Source organism: Roseateles sp. (assembly GCF_047654785.1).
Lineage (GTDB): Bacteria > Pseudomonadota > Gammaproteobacteria > Burkholderiales > Burkholderiaceae_C > Pelomonas.
Genome location: NZ_JASGKQ010000002.1, coordinates 582,470 through 598,815, shown reverse-complemented (window position 1 = coordinate 598,815; position 16,346 = coordinate 582,470). Strand labels below are relative to the sequence as shown.

Sequence of the window (16,346 nt, the reverse complement as noted above, 5' to 3'; positions counted from 1 at the left end):
GCTGCGGGGCCTTACGATGACGCGACCGACCAGAGGAGACGACCGCCATGAAATGGGAAGGCCAGCGCGAGAGTGACAACGTCCAGGACGCCCGCAACAGCAGCGGAGGCCGCGGACTGCCGATCGGCGGGCGCGGCATCGGCATCGGCGGCGTGGCCATCGCGCTGCTGGCGTCCTGGGTGCTTGGCGTCAACCCGCTGACCGTGCTGGGGCTGCTGCAGGGCGGCGGAGGCGCCCCCCTGCCGCAGGCGGCGCCAACCGCCACCGCCCCGCCGCAGGACGCCGCCGGGCGCTTCGTCAGCGTCGTGCTGGCGGACACGGAAGACGTCTGGGGCGCCTACTTCCAGCGCAGCGGCCAGCAGTACCCGGCGCCGCAGTTGGTCATCTTCCGCGGCCGCTACCCCACCGCCTGCGGCGCCGGCGAGGCGGCCATGGGCCCGTTCTACTGCCCGGCCGACCGCAAGGTCTACATCGACCTGAGCTTCTACGACACGCTGCGCGAGCGCCTGGGCGCCCCCGGCGACTTCGCGCAGGCCTACGTCATCGCCCACGAGGTGGGCCACCACCTGCAGAACCTGATGGGCACCACCGAGAAGCTCGACCGCGCCCGCGGCCGCGTCTCCGAGCGCGAGATGAACGCCATGAGCGTGCGGCTGGAACTGCAGGCCGACTGCTACGCGGGCGTCTGGGCCAACCACTCGCAGCGCGGCAAGGGCTGGCTGGAGCAGGGCGACATCGAGGAAGCGCTGAACGCCGCCGCCCAGATCGGCGACGACACGCTGCAAAAGCGCAGCAGCGGCTCGATCGTGCCGGAAAGCTTCACCCACGGCAGCAGCGCGCAGCGGACGCGGTGGTTCAAGCGCGGCCTGGAGGCGGGCGACCTGAAGGTCTGCGACACCTTCTCCGCGACGGCCCTGTGACAAGTGGCACGGCCCGCCCACCCGTTCAAGGGGGCGCCCGGCGTGCCCTGCCGGGCTTTGTGTGGAACACTTCCGACCCGTTTGCCGAGGCTGTCCGCAGCGCTGGCAGCCCTATCGATTCCGAGGCCTTTGTCATGAGCGAACACCAACCGAACGACTCGCAGCCCGCGCCCGGCGCGCCAGCGCATGTTGACGTGTCCGCCCGCCAGGCGGCTTCGGAGCGCCGCCGCCGCTTCATCAAGATGGGCGCGGGCGTCGTGCCCGTGGCGCTGACGCTGAGCAGCCGCCCCGTGCTGGCGACCAACAGCCAGGGCAAGTGCTTCTCGGCCTCCGCCTGGGGCTCGGTGCAGACGCTGGTCGGCACCAATGCCAGCCAGTACACACGCAAGGCGGCCGCAGCGCCGACGGTGACCTGCTACACCCTCGCACAGTGGGTCGCCAAGTACCGGACCGGCAAAACCGACTACGCAAGCTGCGATGGCTGGCGCAAGAACTCCATCAGCTGCGCCGACCTGAAGGTCAGCACCGTCAAGAAGTACACAGTGGGCAGCGCCTGCGGCAGCGCCAACGGTACCGCCGGGATCGGCAAGAACGTGAAGATCTGGGACGCGCTGACCGGCAATTACTCCGCCGCCCAGAAGGCGATGCTGGTCGCCTGGCTGAACTACCGCATCAGCAACACGACGAAGACCGACGTGTGCGTGATCGACACCTTCTCGTCGAACCAGCTGACCACGCTCGGCAACATCGTCGCCGCCGGCTCGGGCAAGGGCCCGGACGGCAAGACCTGGTATGCCGAAGACGTCCGACGCTATCTGGAAAGCAATTTCATCGGCCGCCTGAGCTGAGCCGCTCGCGCTGCCGGCGGTGACAGGCGCCTGAACGCAGATGCGGGAGCCCTTGTGGTGCATCCATCGGCCGGCCGACATCTGCTGGCGTGACTGGGAGGGGCTGGGCGCCGTCTACGACGACGGCTGCGGCGACACCCACCTGGTCGACGCGCTGTCCATCGAACTCCTCGAACTGCTGGCCCGGCAGCCGCGATCGGTGGCGCAACTGGTCGAACAGCTGGCCGACGCGACCCCCGAGCTGATGGACGCAGAAACGGCGGCCGCCTTCTTCGACCGCCAGCTGCGCGCGCTGCGGGACCTGGGGCTGGTCGGGCAGCTCCCCCCGCCGCCATGAAGCTCCGCGACCTGGCGCCCCGGGATCTGCGCCGCCGGCTGGCCCGCGGCGAGCTGGTCGTCAAGGTGCCGCCCTTCGTCGCACGCCTGCGCTCGGACCTGGACCGGGTCGCCGAGGACCTGGCCTTCCTCTATGCCGACTTCGACCTCGGCACGGCCGAGGACTTCGCGGATTTCCACCTCGAAGTGCGGCGGGAAGGCGGCCTGCGCCGCTGGGTCAAGCCCATGGCCCGCTTCTACGCCGACGGCGAGCCCGCCTTCAGCCCGCTGCCCGCGGAGCAGGGCTTCCACATGATCGAGTGGGGGCTGAACTGGGCCGTCAGCACGATGGCCCACCCCTACCTGTCCTACCACGCCGCCGCGCTGGAGCGCGACGGCCGGGCCCTGGTCATGCCGGCCCCCCCCGGCTCGGGCAAGAGCACGCTGACGGCCGCGCTGGCGCACCGGGGCTGGCGGCTGATGTCCGACGAAATCACCCTGTACGACCCGGCCGGCGGCCGGGTGACCGGCATGGGCCGGCCGGTCAACCTGAAGAACGTCTCCATCGACGCGATCCGGCGGTTCGCGCCGCAGGCCGAGCTGACGCGCCCGGTGCCGGACACCACCAAGGGGACGCTCGCGCTGATGAAGGCCCCCGCGCAGAGCGTGGCCCGCGTGGCCGAAACCGCGCAGCCGGCCTGGATCATCACGCCGCGCTACACCGCTGGCGCCGCGCCGGCGCTGGCCGACGTGCCCAAGGCCCGCATGCTGCTGCTGCTGGCCGAACAGGCGTTCAACTACGACCTCCATGGCCGCCCGGGCTTCGAGGCCACGGCCGACCTGGTCGACCGCTGCGACTGCCTGGAATTCCAGTACTCGTCGCTGGCCGAGGCCGTGCAGCGCATCGACCAATTGGCGGACGCCGCATGAAGACCGCATCCGCCCCGCTGCTGCTGCGCGTGCTGCTGGACCCGGCGTCGGCGCTGCGCCTGCGGCCGCTGGACTGGGACCTGCTGCTGCGGCAGGCGCGCCGGGGCCTGCTGCTGGCCAAACTGGCCGTCGCGCTGAAGCCCTGGCTCGAACAGGTGCCGCCCGGCCCCCGCCACCACCTCCACGCCGCGCTGATGACCGCCGCGCGCCAGGCCAAGCTGACGCACTGGGAGGTGAGCCGGATCCAGGCCGCGCTCCAGCCCCTGGGCGTGGCGCCCATCCTGCTGAAAGGCAGCGCCTACCTGATGGCCGGCCTGCCGGCCAGCGCGGGCCGCGTGTTCGGCGACGTCGACATCCTCGTGCCCCGGGACCGCATCGCCGACATCGAAGCCGCCCTGCTCGCGCACGGCTGGTCCTTCCAGGACGACCTGGACGCCTATGACGAGCGCTACTACCGCGAGTGGATGCACGAGATCCCGCCGCTGACCCACGAGCAGCGCGGCAGCAGCCTCGACGTCCACCACACCATCCTGCCGCCCACGGCGCGCATCCGGGTGAACACGGCGGCATTGTTCGAGGACGCGCAGGAGCTGCCGGGCCACCCCGGCGTGCGCGTGCTGGCGCCGGCCACCATGGTGCTGCACAGCGCCACCCACCTGTTCCACGAGGGCGAGCTGGAGAAGGGGCTGCGCGACCTGTTCGACCTCGACGCGCTGCTGAGGGACTTCGGCCGCGACCCCGGCTTCTGGGACGCGCTGCTGCCGCGTGCCCGCTCGCTCGGCCTGGGCCGGCCGCTGGCCCTCGCGCTGCGCTACACCACGCGCCTGCTGGGCACGCCCGTGCCCGCCGCGGGGCTGCAGGCTGCCTGCGCCGGCAGCCCGGCCAGCCAGCCGCTGCTGGACGCCTGCTATGCCCGCGCGCTGATGCCCGACCACCCCAGCTGCGACCGCCCGCTGACCGGGGCCGCCCGGCTCGCCCTGTACGTGCGCTCCCACTGGCTGCGCATGCCCGGCGGCCTGCTGCTGCGGCACCTGGCCCGCAAGGCCTGGCTGCGGCTGAAGCCGCCGCCCGAGCCGGAGCCGCCCGCCACGGCCTGACAATCGCGGCTGCCATGGACAAGCCCAAGCCGTTCTCGATGATCCGCGAGTTCCACCTCGCCGACTGGTTCACGCTGGGCAACGCCTGCGCCGGCATGGGCGCGCTGTTCGCGGTGATGAGCTTTCTGCAGAGCGGCGACACGCGGCACCTGCAATACGCCTGCGCGCTGATCCCGCTGGCGCTGGCCTTCGACGTGCTCGACGGCCGCATCGCGCGCTGGCGGCAGAAGAGCTCGGCGCTGGGCCGGGAGCTGGATTCGCTGGCCGACGTCATCTCGTTCGGCGTCGCGCCGGCCGTCATCGCCTACGGCTGCGGCATGCAGGGCCTGTACGACCGCATCGTGCTGGTGTTCTTCGTCGCCTGCGGCGTCAGCCGGCTGGCGCGCTACAACGTGACGGCCGAGAAGCTCAGCGCCGGCTCGGACAAGGTGGCCTACTTCGAGGGCACGCCCATCCCGACGTCCATGCTGCTGGTGGCGGTGCTGTGGGCCGCCGCGGCGCAGGGCGCCATCGGCGACGCGCTGTGGGGCGGCGTGTGGTGGATCGCCGGGTTCCGGCTGCACCCGCTGGTGCTGCTGTTCGCGCTGTCCGGGTCGCTGATGGTGAGTCGGATCCGGATTCCGAAGCTGTAGGCGTCAGGCCGTCCGGCGCGACAGCCAGCCCAGCGGGGACTCCTGGGACGGGCGGGCGGACTGCGATTCGAGGTAGTCGCTCTTGGGCTGGCTGCGGTAGTCGCTGATGCCGCCGCCGTCCAGGCAGGCGTCCAGGCCGAAGGCGGTGCCGAGGTCGGCCGGGTCCGGCGCGTTGCGCACGGCGGCGCCACGGCGGAAAAAGCGCAGCGCGGGAACGAATCGCATGGCAAACCTCGTGGGGTGGCGTTCGACAACCGCGTCGAACCGTGCCGGCAGTGTGCGGGATCGATATGACAAATGAATCCCTCAACTGTGAGTAAATATTGCCCTTCGCCCCAGGACCACACATTCAGGGTGGGTCGCCGGCCCCGCAACGGCAGGGTCCGGGCCTCAAGCGTGGCGATTTCGCATCAGGGGCCGGGCCGCGCTCGCCGCAAATTGCGGCACTGCACAAAAAACCACACCGCCCGGAGGTCCGCCGGTCCATCCCCCCTGGATGGGGGTAAGCTGCCGCTCCTTCGGACCTCCGGGCTTTCCCGCATGAATTCAGCACTCTTGAAATGGTTCGCCCACGGCATGGTCGGCCTGGTCGTGGCCGGCACGCTGTGGGTGGCCCAGGCGGTGCAGCCCAGCGAGCACGACGTGATGTCGCTGTTCATCTCCCAGGCCGTGGCGGCGGCCGACACGGCGGCTTCCGCGCCCACCGTCACGCGCTGATCAGCCGCCCAGCGCCCGGCGCGCGCCGTCGGCCAGCGCCTGGCCGATCTGGTCCAGCAGCGCGCCCCGGCCCTGCAGCTGCCATTGGTGCCAGTAGAGCGCCACGTCCACGCCCACCGCCGGCTCCAGCATGACGAGGCGGCCCACCGCGACCAAGGGCCGCACCTGGATCTCCGGCGCCACCCCCACGCCCCAGCCCATCACGGCGGCGTTCACATAGGCCTCGCTGGAGGGCACGAAGCGCTCGCGCAGCCGCGGCGCGCGCACGCCGAAAGCCTGCGACACCCACTGCACCTGGTTGTCGTCCTTGCGGTTGAACACCAGGAAGGGCGTGTCGGCGAAGTTGCCGGCGTGCAGGCCGTCCGGCAGCTGCGCCGCCAGGAAACGCGGGCTGGCCACCGCGACGTAGCGCATCACGCCCAGCGGCTGCACGCGGCAGCCCTGCAGCGCCTCGGCGACCGTGGAGACGCAGCCCAGCACCGCGCCCTGGCGCAGGCTGTCGTGGGTGAAGTCCTGGTCGTCGACGACCAGTTCCAGCCCATAGCCCTCGCGCAGGCCCTGCTGCACCAGGCCGTCCAGCGCCGGCAGCACCCAGGTGGCCAGGCTGTCGGCATTGACGGCGATGGCCAGGCGCGACTGTGGCGCCACCCGCTCGCCCAGCTCCCGCGCCACGTCCACGCGCAGCGCCTGCAGCTGGCGGGCGAAGCGCAGCAGCACCTTGCCGGCCTCGGTCAGCCGCAGCGGCCGGGAGCGCACCACCAGCGGCTGGCCGGCCTGCGCCTCCAGCGAGCGCAGCCGCTGCGAGACGGCGCTCTGCGTGATGGCCAGGCGCTGCGCGGCGCGCTCGAAGCCCTGCTCGTCGGCCAGCGCGGCGAGGCAGTCCAGGGCGGCGGGGTCGAAGTCGCTCATAAGCCTTGCTAATGTAGAGCGAGAAATATGAATCCCGCTTCTTGAATGGGCGGCGGCTGCGGAGAATCCGCCGATGCGCACGCCCCGCCTGGGCATGCAACCGCCCGCTCCACCCGCTCACGAGCCCCCCATGAAGATCGTCGTTCTCGGCGCCGGCATCATCGGCATCGCCACCGCCTGGTACCTGCTGGACGAGGGCCACGAGGTCATCGTCGTCGACCGCCAGCCCGACGCGGCGCTGGAAACCAGCTTCGCCAACGGCGCGCAGATCTCGGTCAGCTTCTGCGAGCCCTGGGCGAACGCGGGCGCGCCGTTCAAGGTGGCCAAGTGGCTGCTGCGCGACGACTCGCCGCTGCTGTTCCGCCCGCGCCTGGACCCCAACCAGTGGCGCTGGGGCCTGTCCTTCCTGACGCAGTGCACCACTGCCGCGTTCGAGCGCAACGTGGAGGCGCTGGTGCAGCTGGGCCGCTACTCGCACGAGTCGCTGAAGGAACTGGTCGCGCGCACCGGCATCGAGTACTGCCGGCTGGAGCGCGGCATCCTGCACTTCTTCTCCAGCCAGGCGGACTACGACAACGGCGCGGCCGGCGCGGAGATCATGCGCCGCCACGGCGTGGACCGCCGCGTGCTCAGCCGCGAGGAGGTGCTGAAGATCGAGCCGGCGCTGGCCGGCTTCGGCGCCCAGGTGGCCGGCGGCACCTTCACGCCCAGCGACGAGAGCGGCGACGCCAAGGTCTTCACGCAGCAGCTCGCGCGGCGCTGCGCCGAGCGCGGCGCGCAGTTCCTGTACGAGCACGACATCCTGGCGCTGCAGCGCGCGGGCGACGGCATCGCCGCCGCGCACATCGCCCACACCCGCACCGGCGAGCGCAGGACGCTGGCTGCCGACGCCTTCGTCGCCGCGATGGGTTCGTACACCCCCGCGCTGGTGAAGCCGCTGGGCGAGCACCTCGCCATCTACCCCGCCAAGGGCTACTCGGCCACGCTGCGGCTGAAGAAGCCCGAGGCGGCCAGCGTCGTCAGCCTGCTGGACGACAGCCGCAAGATCGCCATCTCGCGCCTGGGCGACCACATCCGCATCGCCGGCACGGCCGAGCTGTCGGGCTTCGACCTGAACCTCGACTCGCCCACCGCCCGGGTGCGCTGCGCGGCGCTGGTCAGGCGCTACGAGGAGTTGTTCCCCGGCGTCGCCGACACCCGCGAACCCAACTACTGGGCCGGCCTGCGCCCCAGCACGCCGACCAACATCCCCTACATCGGCCGCAGCAGCCAGGCGCGCAACCTGTGGATCAACGCCGGCCACGGCACGCTGGGCTGGACGCACGGCGCCGGCTCGGGCCGCGCGCTGGCCGAGCTCATCGCCGGCCGCCGGCCCGGCATGCGCTTCGGCTTCTACAACGCCTGATCACAGCGTCTTCAGCAGCGCCTCCACGTCCCGCTGCTGCGGGAACTTCGCGCCCAGCCTGGCCAGGCCGTCCAGCTCCAAGCGGGCGGCGGCCTTGTCGCCGGACTGGATCAGGATGCGCGCCAGGTTCAGGCGGTAGGCCGGCTGCTCGGGCTGCTCGGCGACGAGCTGGCGCTGCAGGCTGACGGCGCGGCCGAACTGCTTCTCGTTGGCCAGCACGGTGGCGTAGGTGTCGCGCAGCGCCGCGTCCTCCGCCTTCAGCGCCAGGCCGCGCTCGGCCAGCTCGCGCGCGCCGGGCTTGCCCTGCTTGCTGCGCAGCCAGGCGACGTTGTTGATGAGCGGGACGGCGTCGGGGTTGCGCTGGAGCAGCGCCTCGTAGCGGGCCAGCGCGCCGTCCAGGTCGCCGCGGGTCAGCAGCAGGTCGGCGGCGGCGGCGGCGAAGGCGCTGTCCTGCGGATGCGCCTGCCGCCATTGCGCCTCGAAGGCCAGCGCCTCGTCGCGCTTCCGGTGCGCCAGCAGCGCCGCCAGCAGGCGTGGCGCGGCGTCGCCCGGCACGCGCAGCGTGGTGGCCTTGCGCAGCAGCGCGATGGCGGCATCCGGATTCTTGCGGCCCATCTCGACCTCGGCCTCGGCGACGAACGCGAAGGCCTCCTGCGGATGCTGCTTCTGGCGCTCGTGCAGCGCGGCCAGCGCCTCGTCGGTGCGGCCCTGGCGCAGCGCGAGCTGGATCAGCAGCCGCTGCGCCACCGCCGCGCCCGGCTCGGCCTCCAGCGCGCGCTTCACCTCGCGCTCGGCGCCGGCGTCGTCCTTGTCCATGAAGCGCAGCTGCGCCAGCCCGAGCCAGCCGGCGGCGCGCTGCGGCGCCAGCGTGGTGAGCTGCGTGTAGGTCTTGCCGGCCTGGGCGCGGTCGCCGGCGGCGAGCTGGGTGCGCGCCAGGCGCTCCAGCAGGTCGGGGTTGAGCGGCAGCGCGGCGGTGGCCTCCTGCGCCGCCTGCGCGGCGGCGGCCGCGTCGCCCAGGCGCAGCCGGTGGTCGATCAGCGCCAGGCGCAGCGCCGGCTCGGTGGGCTCCTCGCGCACGGCGGCGGCCAGCACCTCGGTGACGCGCTCGGCGGGCGCCCGGGTCTGCACCAGCAGCTCGGCCAGCGCCAGGCGGGCCTGCGGCGCGCTCTTGTGCTCGGCGATGAAGCTTTCCAGCCGCTTGACGGCGGCGTCGCCGCGGCCGGCCTGCAGGTCCAGCGACACCCGGCCCAGTGCGGCGGGCAGGTAGCCGGGGTCGGCCTTGAGCGCGGCGTCGAACGCGGCCTGCGCGCCGGCCGCGTCCTTGCGCACGAGCAGGATGCGGCCGCGCAGCGCGTCGGGCACGGGGCTGCCCTTCATCTTGGGCGCGAGCCTGTCCAGCGCCGCCAGCGCGGCGGGGAAGTCCTGGCGGCGCATCAGCGCGTTGACCAGCATCAGGTCGTAGTTGCCGCCGCCGTCCTTGGCGGCGAGCTCGCGCAGCTGGACGATCGCCGCGTCGGCCTTGGCCCGCGCGGCGCCGCCGGGCGTGGCGCCGTCGCGCGCGATGGCCGCCAGCGCCAGCGCGGCCTGGGTCTTGGCGTCGTCCGGGCGCAGCCGGGCCGCCGCGCCGAAGGCCTGGTCGGCGGCCTCGAAGTCGCCCTGCATCAGCTGCGCCCGGCCGGCCAGCATCAGCGTCTCGGCGTCGGCGCGGCCGCTGTCCAGCACGGGGCGCAGCGTCTCCAGCGTCTTGGCCGGCTGGTGGCGCTGCAGCTGCAGGCCGGCGGACTGGCGGCGCAGCGCGGGGTCGTCCGGCGCGAGCTTGAGCGCCTGGCCCAACAGGTTCTCGGCGTCGGCCAGCTCGCCGAGCTGCTGGTGCGCGCCGGCCGCCAGGCGCAGCAGCGGCAGGTAGCTGGGCATCAGCTTGAGCAGCGGCAGCGCCAGCTCGCTGGCCTTGGCGGCGTCGCCGCGGGCCAGCGCCACCTGTGCCTGCAGGAAGCGGCCCTGCGGCTTCTTGGCCGCGGCGGGCGGCATGTCGTCGACGAGCTTGGCGGCGGCGTCCACCTGCTGGCGGGCGAAGGCCAGGCGCACCAGCAGCGAGCGGGCGTCGTAGCCGCCCGGGTCGGCCGCCACCGCCTGCGCCAGCAGCGGCTCGGCCTCCTCGGCCTTGCCGCGCGCCAGCAGCACCTCGGCCTTCAGCAGCAGCGCCGGGGCGGACTGCGGGCTGCGCTGCAGCACCTGGTCCAGCATGGCCAGCGCCTCGTCGGGAAGCCGGCTGGCCAGCTTGACGCGCGCGCCGGCGATGGCGGCCGCGTCGGACTGCGGCGCCAGCTGCAGCGCGCGGCTGGCGGCGGCCTTGGCCTCAGGCAGGTTGCCTTGCGCGAGGTAGGCCAGCGCCAGGTGCTGCTGCAGCGTGGCGCCGGCCTGCGGGTCGGCCAGGCTCTGGTCCGCGAACTCGGTGATCAGCTTGCGCGACTGGCCGGAGTACAGCAGCGCCTGCGCCAGCAGCGGCGCCAGCGCGTCGCGCGGCGCGCCCAGCTCCCAGGCGCGGCGCAGCTCGATCTCGGCGCCGGCCAGGTCGCCCGCCTCCAGCAGCGACTGGCCCAGCAGCTGCCGGGCGACGGCGTTGTCGGGGCTTTGCTGCAGCAGGTTCTTCAGCTCGATGACGGCGCCCGCGTTGTCCTTCTCCGCCAGGCGCTTCTGGGCGGCGGCGAGCAGGTCCTGCTCCGTGCGTTGGCTGCAGCCGGCCAGGGCGGCGGCCAGCAGGATCAGGGCGAAATGGCGCGGTTTCATCGTCTCTCCGGGAACGGGCCGGCGATTGTGTTCCTAGAATCCGCGCCCCTTGTCAGGACCGGCCCCCGCGCCGCCGCCACGCCATGAGCAATCCGCCCGGTTTCTGCGCCATCGATTTCGGCACCTCCAACTCCGCCGTGGCCGTGCCGGGGCCGGACGGTGCGATGCGCCTCATCGAGCTGGAGCCCGGCCAGCGCACCATGCCCACGGCCGTCTTCTACTTCGCGGAAGGGCCGCACGACGCCGACGGCCCGCCGCGCGCCTTCGGCCGCGCCGCCGTGGCCGCCTACGTGGACGGCCACGACGGCCGGCTGATGCGCTCCATGAAGAGCATCCTCGGCTCGGCGCTGATCGACCAGACCACCGACGTCGGCGGCGGCCGCGGCGCGCGCTACGCGGACATCGTCGCCGGCTACCTGAAGCGCTTGCGCCGCCTGGCCGGCGAGCCCACGCGCGCGGTGCTGGGCCGGCCGGTGAGCTTCGTCGACGGCGACCCCGCGCGCGACGCCGCCGCGCAGGCGCAGCTGGCGGCCTGCGCCCGGGCGGCCGGCTTCGACGAGGTGCATTTCCAGTACGAACCGATCGCCGCGGCGTTCGACTTCGAGCAGCAGGCCAGCCGCGAGCAGTTGGTGCTGGTGGCCGACATCGGCGGCGGCACCAGCGACTTCTCCGTCGTCCGCGTCGGCCCGGAGCGCATGCGCCGGCTGGCGCGGCGCGACGACATCCTGGCCAGCCACGGCCTGCACGTCGCCGGCACCGACTTCGACCGCCACATCGAACTCGCCGGCATGCTGCAGGCCTTCGGCTACCGCGCCCTCGGCCCGAGCGGGCGCGAGGTGCCCAGCGGCCTCTACTTCGACCTGGCCACCTGGCACCTCATCAACACCTGCTACGCGCCGCTGCGCGTGGCCGAGTGGCGCGGCATGAAGGGCTGGTTCGGCGACGCGCGCCAGCACGCGCGGCTGATGACGGTGCTGGACGAGCGCCTGGGCCACGACCTGGCCGCGCGCGCCGAGGGCGCCAAGATCGCCATCTCCGGCGGCGCCGACACCACGGTGGACCTGGGCCACGTGGAGCCCGGCCTGCTGCTGCCGCTGGGCGAGCGGACCGCCGTGGCCGCGCTGCGCGCCGACCTGGACCGCATCATCGCCACCGCGCACGAGACGGTGGCGCTGGCGGGGCTGACGGCCGATCAGGTGGACGCGCTGTACTTCACCGGCGGCTCGACCGGGCTGCGGCTGCTGGTGGACGGCATGGCCGCCGGCTTCCCGGCCGCGGCGCGCGTCAGCGGCGACCGCTTTGCCTCGGTCGCGGCCGGGCTGGGGCTGCACGCGCAGCGCCTGTTCGCCGCGGACCGCTGAGGCCGCCACGGCCGGGCTCGGCCCGCAGCGGCCGCGACACGTCCGCCAGCATCAGCACCGCGCTGACGAGGCCTTCCACGGCTTCTTCGAGATCGGCCGGCGGCTCCAGCGACTCGATCTCCTCCAGCAGCGCGTCGGCGTCTTCCAGGTCGTCCGGGTCCAGGTGCAGGTAGATCGCGGCCAGCGGCTCCAGCAGCGGCTCCTCGGGCAGCTGCAGCAGCGCCGGATGCGCGTCCAGCGCATGCGCGAAGCCGGCCACCCAGGGCAGCACCGCGTCGCTCGGCCCGGCCTCGTCGTCGAGCTCGAAGACCCACGGGTCGAACCACTGCCGGCCGGTGATGGCCAGGTTCAGTTCCTTGTGCCGGCGGCGCAGCAGCGCCAGCAGCTCGTCGTCGACGCGCGCCGGCGTCGGCCGGCCCTCGCTGTCCAGCAGCGGCGGCAGCCACGCGGCCAGCAGCACCGCCTGAGGCTGCAGCAGCACGCCGCACAGGTAGCCGTCCAGCATGCTCACGTCCAGCGGCTGCAGCGGCGCGGGCAGCGCGTCGAGCAGCGCCTGCAGGCGCTCCAGCTCGGCTTCGGACAGGGTTTCGGCGGCGTGGGGCGTGGGAGCGGGCATGGCCGGATTATCGGCAGCGGGCCTGGGCCGTCCTTTTTTGGCCTGTGGCGTCAACCCTTCACGGCCGGCGCGGGCGGCGGGGCGCGGGGCGCGTGGCGGCGCTTTCATACTCGCCGCCATGCCCGCCACCCTCGCGCTGAGCTTCGACCCTGCGGTGGTCGTGCTCTCCTACCTCACCGCCGCCTTCGCGTCCTATGTCGCGCTGGACCTCGCGCAGCGCGTGCGCACGCCGGACCTGGCCGTGGCCCGCGCCTGGTGGATCGCCGGCTCGCTGTCCATGGGCACCGGCATCTGGGCCATGCACTTCCTCGGCATGCTGGCGCTGCGGCTGCCCTTCGCCACCGGCTACGACGCCTCCACCACGCTGCTGAGCTGGGTGGCCGCCGTGGCCGTGTCCGGCGTGGCGCTGCGCATCGCCGCCAACAACCGGCTGACCCTGGCGCGGCTGGCGACCGGCGCGATCAGCATGGGCGTGGGCATCTGCGCCATGCACTACATCGGCATGGCGGCGCTGGTGCTGTCGCCCGGCATCCGCTGGCACTGGGGGCTGGTGGCCGCGTCGGCGGCCATCGCCACCGGCGCCTCGGCCGCGGCGCTGTGCATCTTCTTCTGGCTGCGCCGGCTCGCGGCCGGCTGGGCGCAGTGGGGCCAGGTGGCGGCCGCCCTCGTCATGGGCGCGGCGGTGGCGGGCATGCACTACACCGGCATGGCGGCGGCGGGCCTGGACGCGGCTTCCATCTGTGTCAGCACGGACGGGCTGCGCGGCGACCGGCTCGGCCACCTGGTAGCCGGCGCCACCGGCGCGCTGCTGCTGCTGACGCTGCTGACCTCGGCCATGGACGCCCGCGCCCAGCGCCACAACAACCGGCTGCAGACCTCGCTGACCGCCGCCACCGCGGAGCTGCAGGCGCGCGCGCTGCGCGATCCGCTGACCGGCCTGGCCAACCGCCAGTTGCTGGACGACCGCCTGCAGCACGCCGCGGCGCGCGGCCGGCGCGGGGCCGTGCGGCTGGCGCTGCTGACGGTCAACCTCGACGGTTTCAAGCCCATCAACGACAGCTTCGGCCTGACCGCCGGCGACCACGTGCTGCGCGAGACCGCGCGGCGGCTGCAGGCGCTGGCGCGCGGCCACGACACGCTGGCCCGGCTCGGCGCGGACGAGTTCGTGCTGCTGATCGAGGGCGACGCGGCCGAGGCCACGCTGGCGCAGGTGGCGCAGCGCCTGCTGGACGCGCTGGCCTTGCCCCTGCGCGACGTGCCCGGCGCGGGCAGCCAGCCGCTGCGGCTGTCGGCGTCCATCGGCATCGCGCTGTACGACGGCCAGGCGCCCGGCGAGACGCTGGTGGCGCAGTCGGACTCGGCGGCGCAGTCGGTCAAGCGCGCGGGCGGCAACGGCTTCGCGTTCTTCGAGGCCCACATGCAGGCCGGCGTGCGCGAGCAGGTGGAGCTGGCGCGCGACCTGCGCGCCGCGCTGGCCGGCGAGTCCGGCGGCGGCCGGCTGGCGCTGCACTACCAGCCCAAGGTCGCCACCCGCGACGGCGACGACACCGAGGTCAACGGCGTCGAGGCGCTGCTGCGCTGGCAGCACCCGCAGCGCGGCGGCGTCAGCCCGGGCGTGCTCATCCCGGTGGCGGAACGCTTCGGGCTCATCATGCCGCTGGGCGACTGGGTGATCGCCGAGTCCTGCCGGCAGATCGCCGCCTGGCGCGACGCCGGGCTGCAGATGCGCGTGGCCATCAACCTCTCGGTGCAGCAGCTGCGCCAGCCGGACGCGCTGGTGCGCCGCTTCGAGCAGGCGCTGGCCGAGCACGGCGTCGATCCGCGGCAGCTCACCTGCGAGATCACCGAGTCCGTCGCGATGGACGACGCCGCCGCCACCGAGCGCACGCTGCGCCGCCTGGCCGACCTGGGCCTGGCGCTGTCCATCGACGACTTCGGCACCGGCTATTCCAGCCTGGCCTATTTGCGCCGGCTGCCGGTGTCGCAGCTGAAGATCGACCGCAGCTTCGTGCAGGACCTGGAGACCAGCGCCGACGCGCGCGCCATCGTCAACGCCGTCATCGAGCTGGCCCACGCGCTGAGCCTGAGCGTGGTGGCCGAAGGGGTGGAAACCGAAGGCCAGGCCGCCGTGCTGCGCGGCAAGCACTGCGACAAGCTGCAGGGCTTCCTGTTCGCGCGGCCCATGCCGGCCGACGAATTGACCCGCTGGGCGCTGGAGCACCAGGCGCCGGGCGGCGGCGGGCTGCGCTTCAGCGCGTCGCTGTACGGCGAGCTGCCCGACGGGCCTGGCTAGACCGCCATGCGCTCCGGCGCGACGTAGTGGCGCCGGAACTCCTCGAACGGCAGCGTGTCCGCCGCCTCGATGCGGGCCTGCTCGGCGCGCGAGTCGGCGGCCAGCCGCTCGAAGCGGCGCTGCAGCGCGTCGGGGAAGGGCAGCGCCAGCAGCGCGGCGCGGGCGGCGTCGCTGCGGTGGCGGATGAAGGCGACGTGGCTGTCGTGGAAGTCCCGCGCCATGGCCGCCAGCACGCGGGCCGACGGGCACAGCGCCGGCTCGGCCAGCCGGCGGCCGACGCGGGCGAGCGCGTCGCGGTAGGCGCTGCCGCCGTGCGCGGCGTCCAGCGCGGCGGCCTGCACCGCGCAGCCGGCCAGGATCTCGCCGGCCCAGTCCGCCAGCGGCAGTTCGCCGCGCCGCCAGTGCTCCAGCACCAGGCCGGGCTCGCGGCCGCGCGCGGCGACGCGGTGCTGGTTGCGCGCGTTGGCGGCGATCTCGGCGGGCGTGTCGGCGGGGCTGTCGCCGTGCAGGCAATGCAGCAGGAAGGCATCGAGCACGCGGATGGCGTCGGCGCCGATGCCCACGGGCTCGAACGGGTCCAGGTCCATCAGCCGCACCTCGATGTACTCCACGCCGCGCTCGCGCAGCGCGTGCAGCGGCCGCTCGCCGGGGCGGATCACGCGCTTGGCGCGGATGGTGCCGTAGAACTCGTTCTCGATCTGCAGCAGGCTGGTCGAGAGCTGGTTGTAGTCGCCGCCGGGCGTCTGCACGCCGATGGCCTCGTACGCCGGGTAGGGCGTGGCCAGCGCGTCCTGCAGCGAGGCGGCATAGCTCTCCAGGCAGTTGTAGCTGACGGCGATGCGGGCCTGCGCGTCGCTCTGGTAGCCCAGCGGGCCCATGCGCAGCGAGGTGGCGTGCGGCTGGTACAGCGTGCGGCCGGACAGCCGCTGCAGCCCGTGCTCGCGGCCGGCGACGAAGCTCTCGCACAGCGCCGGGCTGGCGCCGAACAGGTAGAGCAGCAGCCAGCCCTCGCGGCGGAAGTTGCGGATGGCGGCCAGGTAGCCGTCGGTGCCCACGCCGGGCAGCGACCAGTTGTAGTGGATGCCCGAGATGGTCTGCATGCGCCGGCCGTAGCGCTGGCCCAGGCCCATGCGGTAGACGCTCTTGGCGCGGCCCACGTTGCTGTGGCCGTAGCGGCCGATGGGGATGGTCTCGTCGGCCGGCAGCCCGCAGGGCATGGAGCTGGCCCACAGGCGCTCGTCGCCCAGCGCGCGGTAGACCGCCTGGTGGATCTCGGTCAGCTCGCCCAGCACCCCGTCCACCCCGGCGTGGACGCCGGTGATCAGCTCCAGCTGGGACTCGCTGTAGTCGGTGGTGATGTGCGGATGCGTCAGCGCCGACCCCAGCGCGGCGGGGTGCGGCGTCAGCGCCAGGCCGCCGTCCGGCAGGGCGCGCAGGCTTTCCTTCTCGATGCCACGGCGGATGCCGCGCAAGGTCTCTTCGTTGTTCATGGCGTCCGGGGACCGCGAATCGGGCC

The 16,346-nt window shown here is 73.5% G+C and carries 15 protein-coding genes; 10 read left to right on the top strand and 5 right to left on the bottom strand.

The window, feature by feature from the left end; genetic code table 11:
* The first annotated feature begins 47 nt into the window (after nucleotides 1-47).
* The 6 genes from QM788_RS07205 to pssA all read left to right on the top strand — a co-directional run bounded on the left by QM788_RS07205 (nucleotide 48) and on the right by pssA (nucleotide 4,742).
* Nucleotides 48-920 (top strand): neutral zinc metallopeptidase, encoded by an 873-nt coding sequence (locus QM788_RS07205; protein ID WP_415660804.1) that lies wholly within the window; start codon nucleotides 48-50, stop codon nucleotides 918-920.
* A 134-nt stretch (nucleotides 921-1,054) separates the two neighbouring features.
* A complete protein-coding gene (locus tag QM788_RS07200; RefSeq protein ID WP_415660803.1) occupies nucleotides 1,055-1,768 on the top strand; it encodes a hypothetical protein in 714 nt (237 codons plus the stop codon).
* Nucleotides 1,769-1,808: 40 nt separating this feature from the next.
* Nucleotides 1,809-2,105, top strand: coding sequence for an HPr-rel-A system PqqD family peptide chaperone (locus tag QM788_RS07195; protein WP_415660802.1), 297 nt, complete (start codon nucleotides 1,809-1,811; stop codon nucleotides 2,103-2,105).
* Nucleotides 2,102-3,013, top strand: a complete 912-nt coding sequence (locus QM788_RS07190; RefSeq protein ID WP_415660801.1) for an HprK-related kinase A — start codon at nucleotides 2,102-2,104, stop codon at nucleotides 3,011-3,013. The genes QM788_RS07195 and QM788_RS07190 overlap by 4 nt, the downstream gene beginning before the upstream one ends.
* The gene (locus tag QM788_RS07185; RefSeq protein WP_415660800.1) at nucleotides 3,010-4,110 is read left to right on the top strand and encodes a nucleotidyltransferase family protein; all 1,101 of its coding nucleotides are present in this window, start codon (nucleotides 3,010-3,012) and stop codon (nucleotides 4,108-4,110) included. The genes QM788_RS07190 and QM788_RS07185 overlap by 4 nt, the downstream gene beginning before the upstream one ends.
* Before the next feature lie 14 nt (nucleotides 4,111-4,124).
* Nucleotides 4,125-4,742 carry a CDP-diacylglycerol--serine O-phosphatidyltransferase gene (gene pssA / locus QM788_RS07180; RefSeq protein WP_415660799.1) on the top strand — a complete coding sequence of 206 codons (618 nt, stop codon included), beginning with the start codon at nucleotides 4,125-4,127 and terminating at the stop codon, nucleotides 4,740-4,742.
* Nucleotides 4,743-4,745: 3 nt separating this feature from the next.
* On the opposite strand, the gene QM788_RS07175 is transcribed toward pssA, so the two are convergent.
* Nucleotides 4,746-4,967 (bottom strand): hypothetical protein, encoded by a 222-nt coding sequence (locus QM788_RS07175; RefSeq protein WP_415660798.1) that lies wholly within the window; start codon nucleotides 4,965-4,967, stop codon nucleotides 4,746-4,748.
* 315 nt (nucleotides 4,968-5,282) lie between these two features.
* Between QM788_RS07175 and QM788_RS07170 the strand changes: the two genes are divergently transcribed.
* Nucleotides 5,283-5,459, top strand: coding sequence for a hypothetical protein (locus QM788_RS07170; protein WP_415660797.1), 177 nt, complete (start codon nucleotides 5,283-5,285; stop codon nucleotides 5,457-5,459).
* Here the strand turns inward: QM788_RS07170 and QM788_RS07165 are convergent, their stop codons facing one another.
* Nucleotides 5,460-6,368 carry a LysR family transcriptional regulator ArgP gene (locus QM788_RS07165; RefSeq protein WP_415660796.1) on the bottom strand — a complete coding sequence of 303 codons (909 nt, stop codon included), beginning with the start codon at nucleotides 6,366-6,368 and terminating at the stop codon, nucleotides 5,460-5,462.
* 130 nt (nucleotides 6,369-6,498) lie between these two features.
* Here QM788_RS07165 and QM788_RS07160 point away from each other — a divergent pair, with 130 nt between their 5' ends.
* A complete protein-coding gene (locus QM788_RS07160; protein WP_415660795.1) occupies nucleotides 6,499-7,773 on the top strand; it encodes a D-amino acid dehydrogenase in 1,275 nt (424 codons plus the stop codon).
* Here QM788_RS07160 and prsT read toward each other — a convergent pair whose 3' ends face one another.
* Entirely contained in the window at nucleotides 7,774-10,560 is a 2,787-nt protein-coding gene (gene prsT / locus QM788_RS07155; protein WP_415660794.1) for an XrtA/PEP-CTERM system TPR-repeat protein PrsT, read from the bottom strand.
* A gap of 83 nt (nucleotides 10,561-10,643) precedes the next feature.
* On the opposite strand from prsT, the gene QM788_RS07150 reads away from it, so the two are divergent.
* Nucleotides 10,644-11,921: an Hsp70 family protein gene (locus tag QM788_RS07150; protein ID WP_415660793.1), complete on the top strand. Its 1,278-nt coding sequence runs from the start codon at nucleotides 10,644-10,646 to the stop codon at nucleotides 11,919-11,921.
* On the opposite strand, the gene QM788_RS07145 is transcribed toward QM788_RS07150, so the two are convergent.
* Nucleotides 11,845-12,537 carry a UPF0149 family protein gene (locus QM788_RS07145; RefSeq protein ID WP_415660792.1) on the bottom strand — a complete coding sequence of 231 codons (693 nt, stop codon included), beginning with the start codon at nucleotides 12,535-12,537 and terminating at the stop codon, nucleotides 11,845-11,847. The genes QM788_RS07150 and QM788_RS07145 overlap by 77 nt on opposite strands.
* Before the next feature lie 118 nt (nucleotides 12,538-12,655).
* Here QM788_RS07145 and QM788_RS07140 point away from each other — a divergent pair, with 118 nt between their 5' ends.
* Nucleotides 12,656-14,830, top strand: coding sequence for a putative bifunctional diguanylate cyclase/phosphodiesterase (locus tag QM788_RS07140; protein WP_415660791.1), 2,175 nt, complete (start codon nucleotides 12,656-12,658; stop codon nucleotides 14,828-14,830).
* Here QM788_RS07140 and gshA read toward each other — a convergent pair.
* Nucleotides 14,827-16,320 (bottom strand): glutamate--cysteine ligase, encoded by a 1,494-nt coding sequence (gshA, locus tag QM788_RS07135; protein ID WP_415660790.1) that lies wholly within the window; start codon nucleotides 16,318-16,320, stop codon nucleotides 14,827-14,829. The genes QM788_RS07140 and gshA overlap by 4 nt on opposite strands.
* Nucleotides 16,321-16,346: the final 26 nt, after the last annotated feature.

Excerpts from the sequence above, each read along its gene's own strand:
- QM788_RS07205 (WP_415660804.1), top strand. The coding sequence starts at position 48 with ATGAAATGGGAAGGCCAGCGCGAGAGTGACAACGTCCAGGACGCCCGC.
- QM788_RS07200 (WP_415660803.1), top strand. The coding sequence starts at position 1,055 with ATGAGCGAACACCAACCGAACGACTCGCAGCCCGCGCCCGGCGCGCCA.
- QM788_RS07195 (WP_415660802.1), top strand. The coding sequence starts at position 1,809 with ATGCGGGAGCCCTTGTGGTGCATCCATCGGCCGGCCGACATCTGCTGG.
- QM788_RS07190 (WP_415660801.1), top strand. The coding sequence starts at position 2,102 with ATGAAGCTCCGCGACCTGGCGCCCCGGGATCTGCGCCGCCGGCTGGCC.
- QM788_RS07185 (WP_415660800.1), top strand. The coding sequence starts at position 3,010 with ATGAAGACCGCATCCGCCCCGCTGCTGCTGCGCGTGCTGCTGGACCCG.
- pssA (WP_415660799.1), top strand. The coding sequence starts at position 4,125 with ATGGACAAGCCCAAGCCGTTCTCGATGATCCGCGAGTTCCACCTCGCC.
- QM788_RS07175 (WP_415660798.1), bottom strand. The coding sequence starts at position 4,967 with ATGCGATTCGTTCCCGCGCTGCGCTTTTTCCGCCGTGGCGCCGCCGTG.
- QM788_RS07170 (WP_415660797.1), top strand. The coding sequence starts at position 5,283 with ATGAATTCAGCACTCTTGAAATGGTTCGCCCACGGCATGGTCGGCCTG.
- QM788_RS07165 (WP_415660796.1), bottom strand. The coding sequence starts at position 6,368 with ATGAGCGACTTCGACCCCGCCGCCCTGGACTGCCTCGCCGCGCTGGCC.
- QM788_RS07160 (WP_415660795.1), top strand. The coding sequence starts at position 6,499 with ATGAAGATCGTCGTTCTCGGCGCCGGCATCATCGGCATCGCCACCGCC.
- prsT (WP_415660794.1), bottom strand. The coding sequence starts at position 10,560 with ATGAAACCGCGCCATTTCGCCCTGATCCTGCTGGCCGCCGCCCTGGCC.
- QM788_RS07150 (WP_415660793.1), top strand. The coding sequence starts at position 10,644 with ATGAGCAATCCGCCCGGTTTCTGCGCCATCGATTTCGGCACCTCCAAC.
- QM788_RS07145 (WP_415660792.1), bottom strand. The coding sequence starts at position 12,537 with ATGCCCGCTCCCACGCCCCACGCCGCCGAAACCCTGTCCGAAGCCGAG.
- QM788_RS07140 (WP_415660791.1), top strand. The coding sequence starts at position 12,656 with ATGCCCGCCACCCTCGCGCTGAGCTTCGACCCTGCGGTGGTCGTGCTC.
- gshA (WP_415660790.1), bottom strand. The coding sequence starts at position 16,320 with ATGAACAACGAAGAGACCTTGCGCGGCATCCGCCGTGGCATCGAGAAG.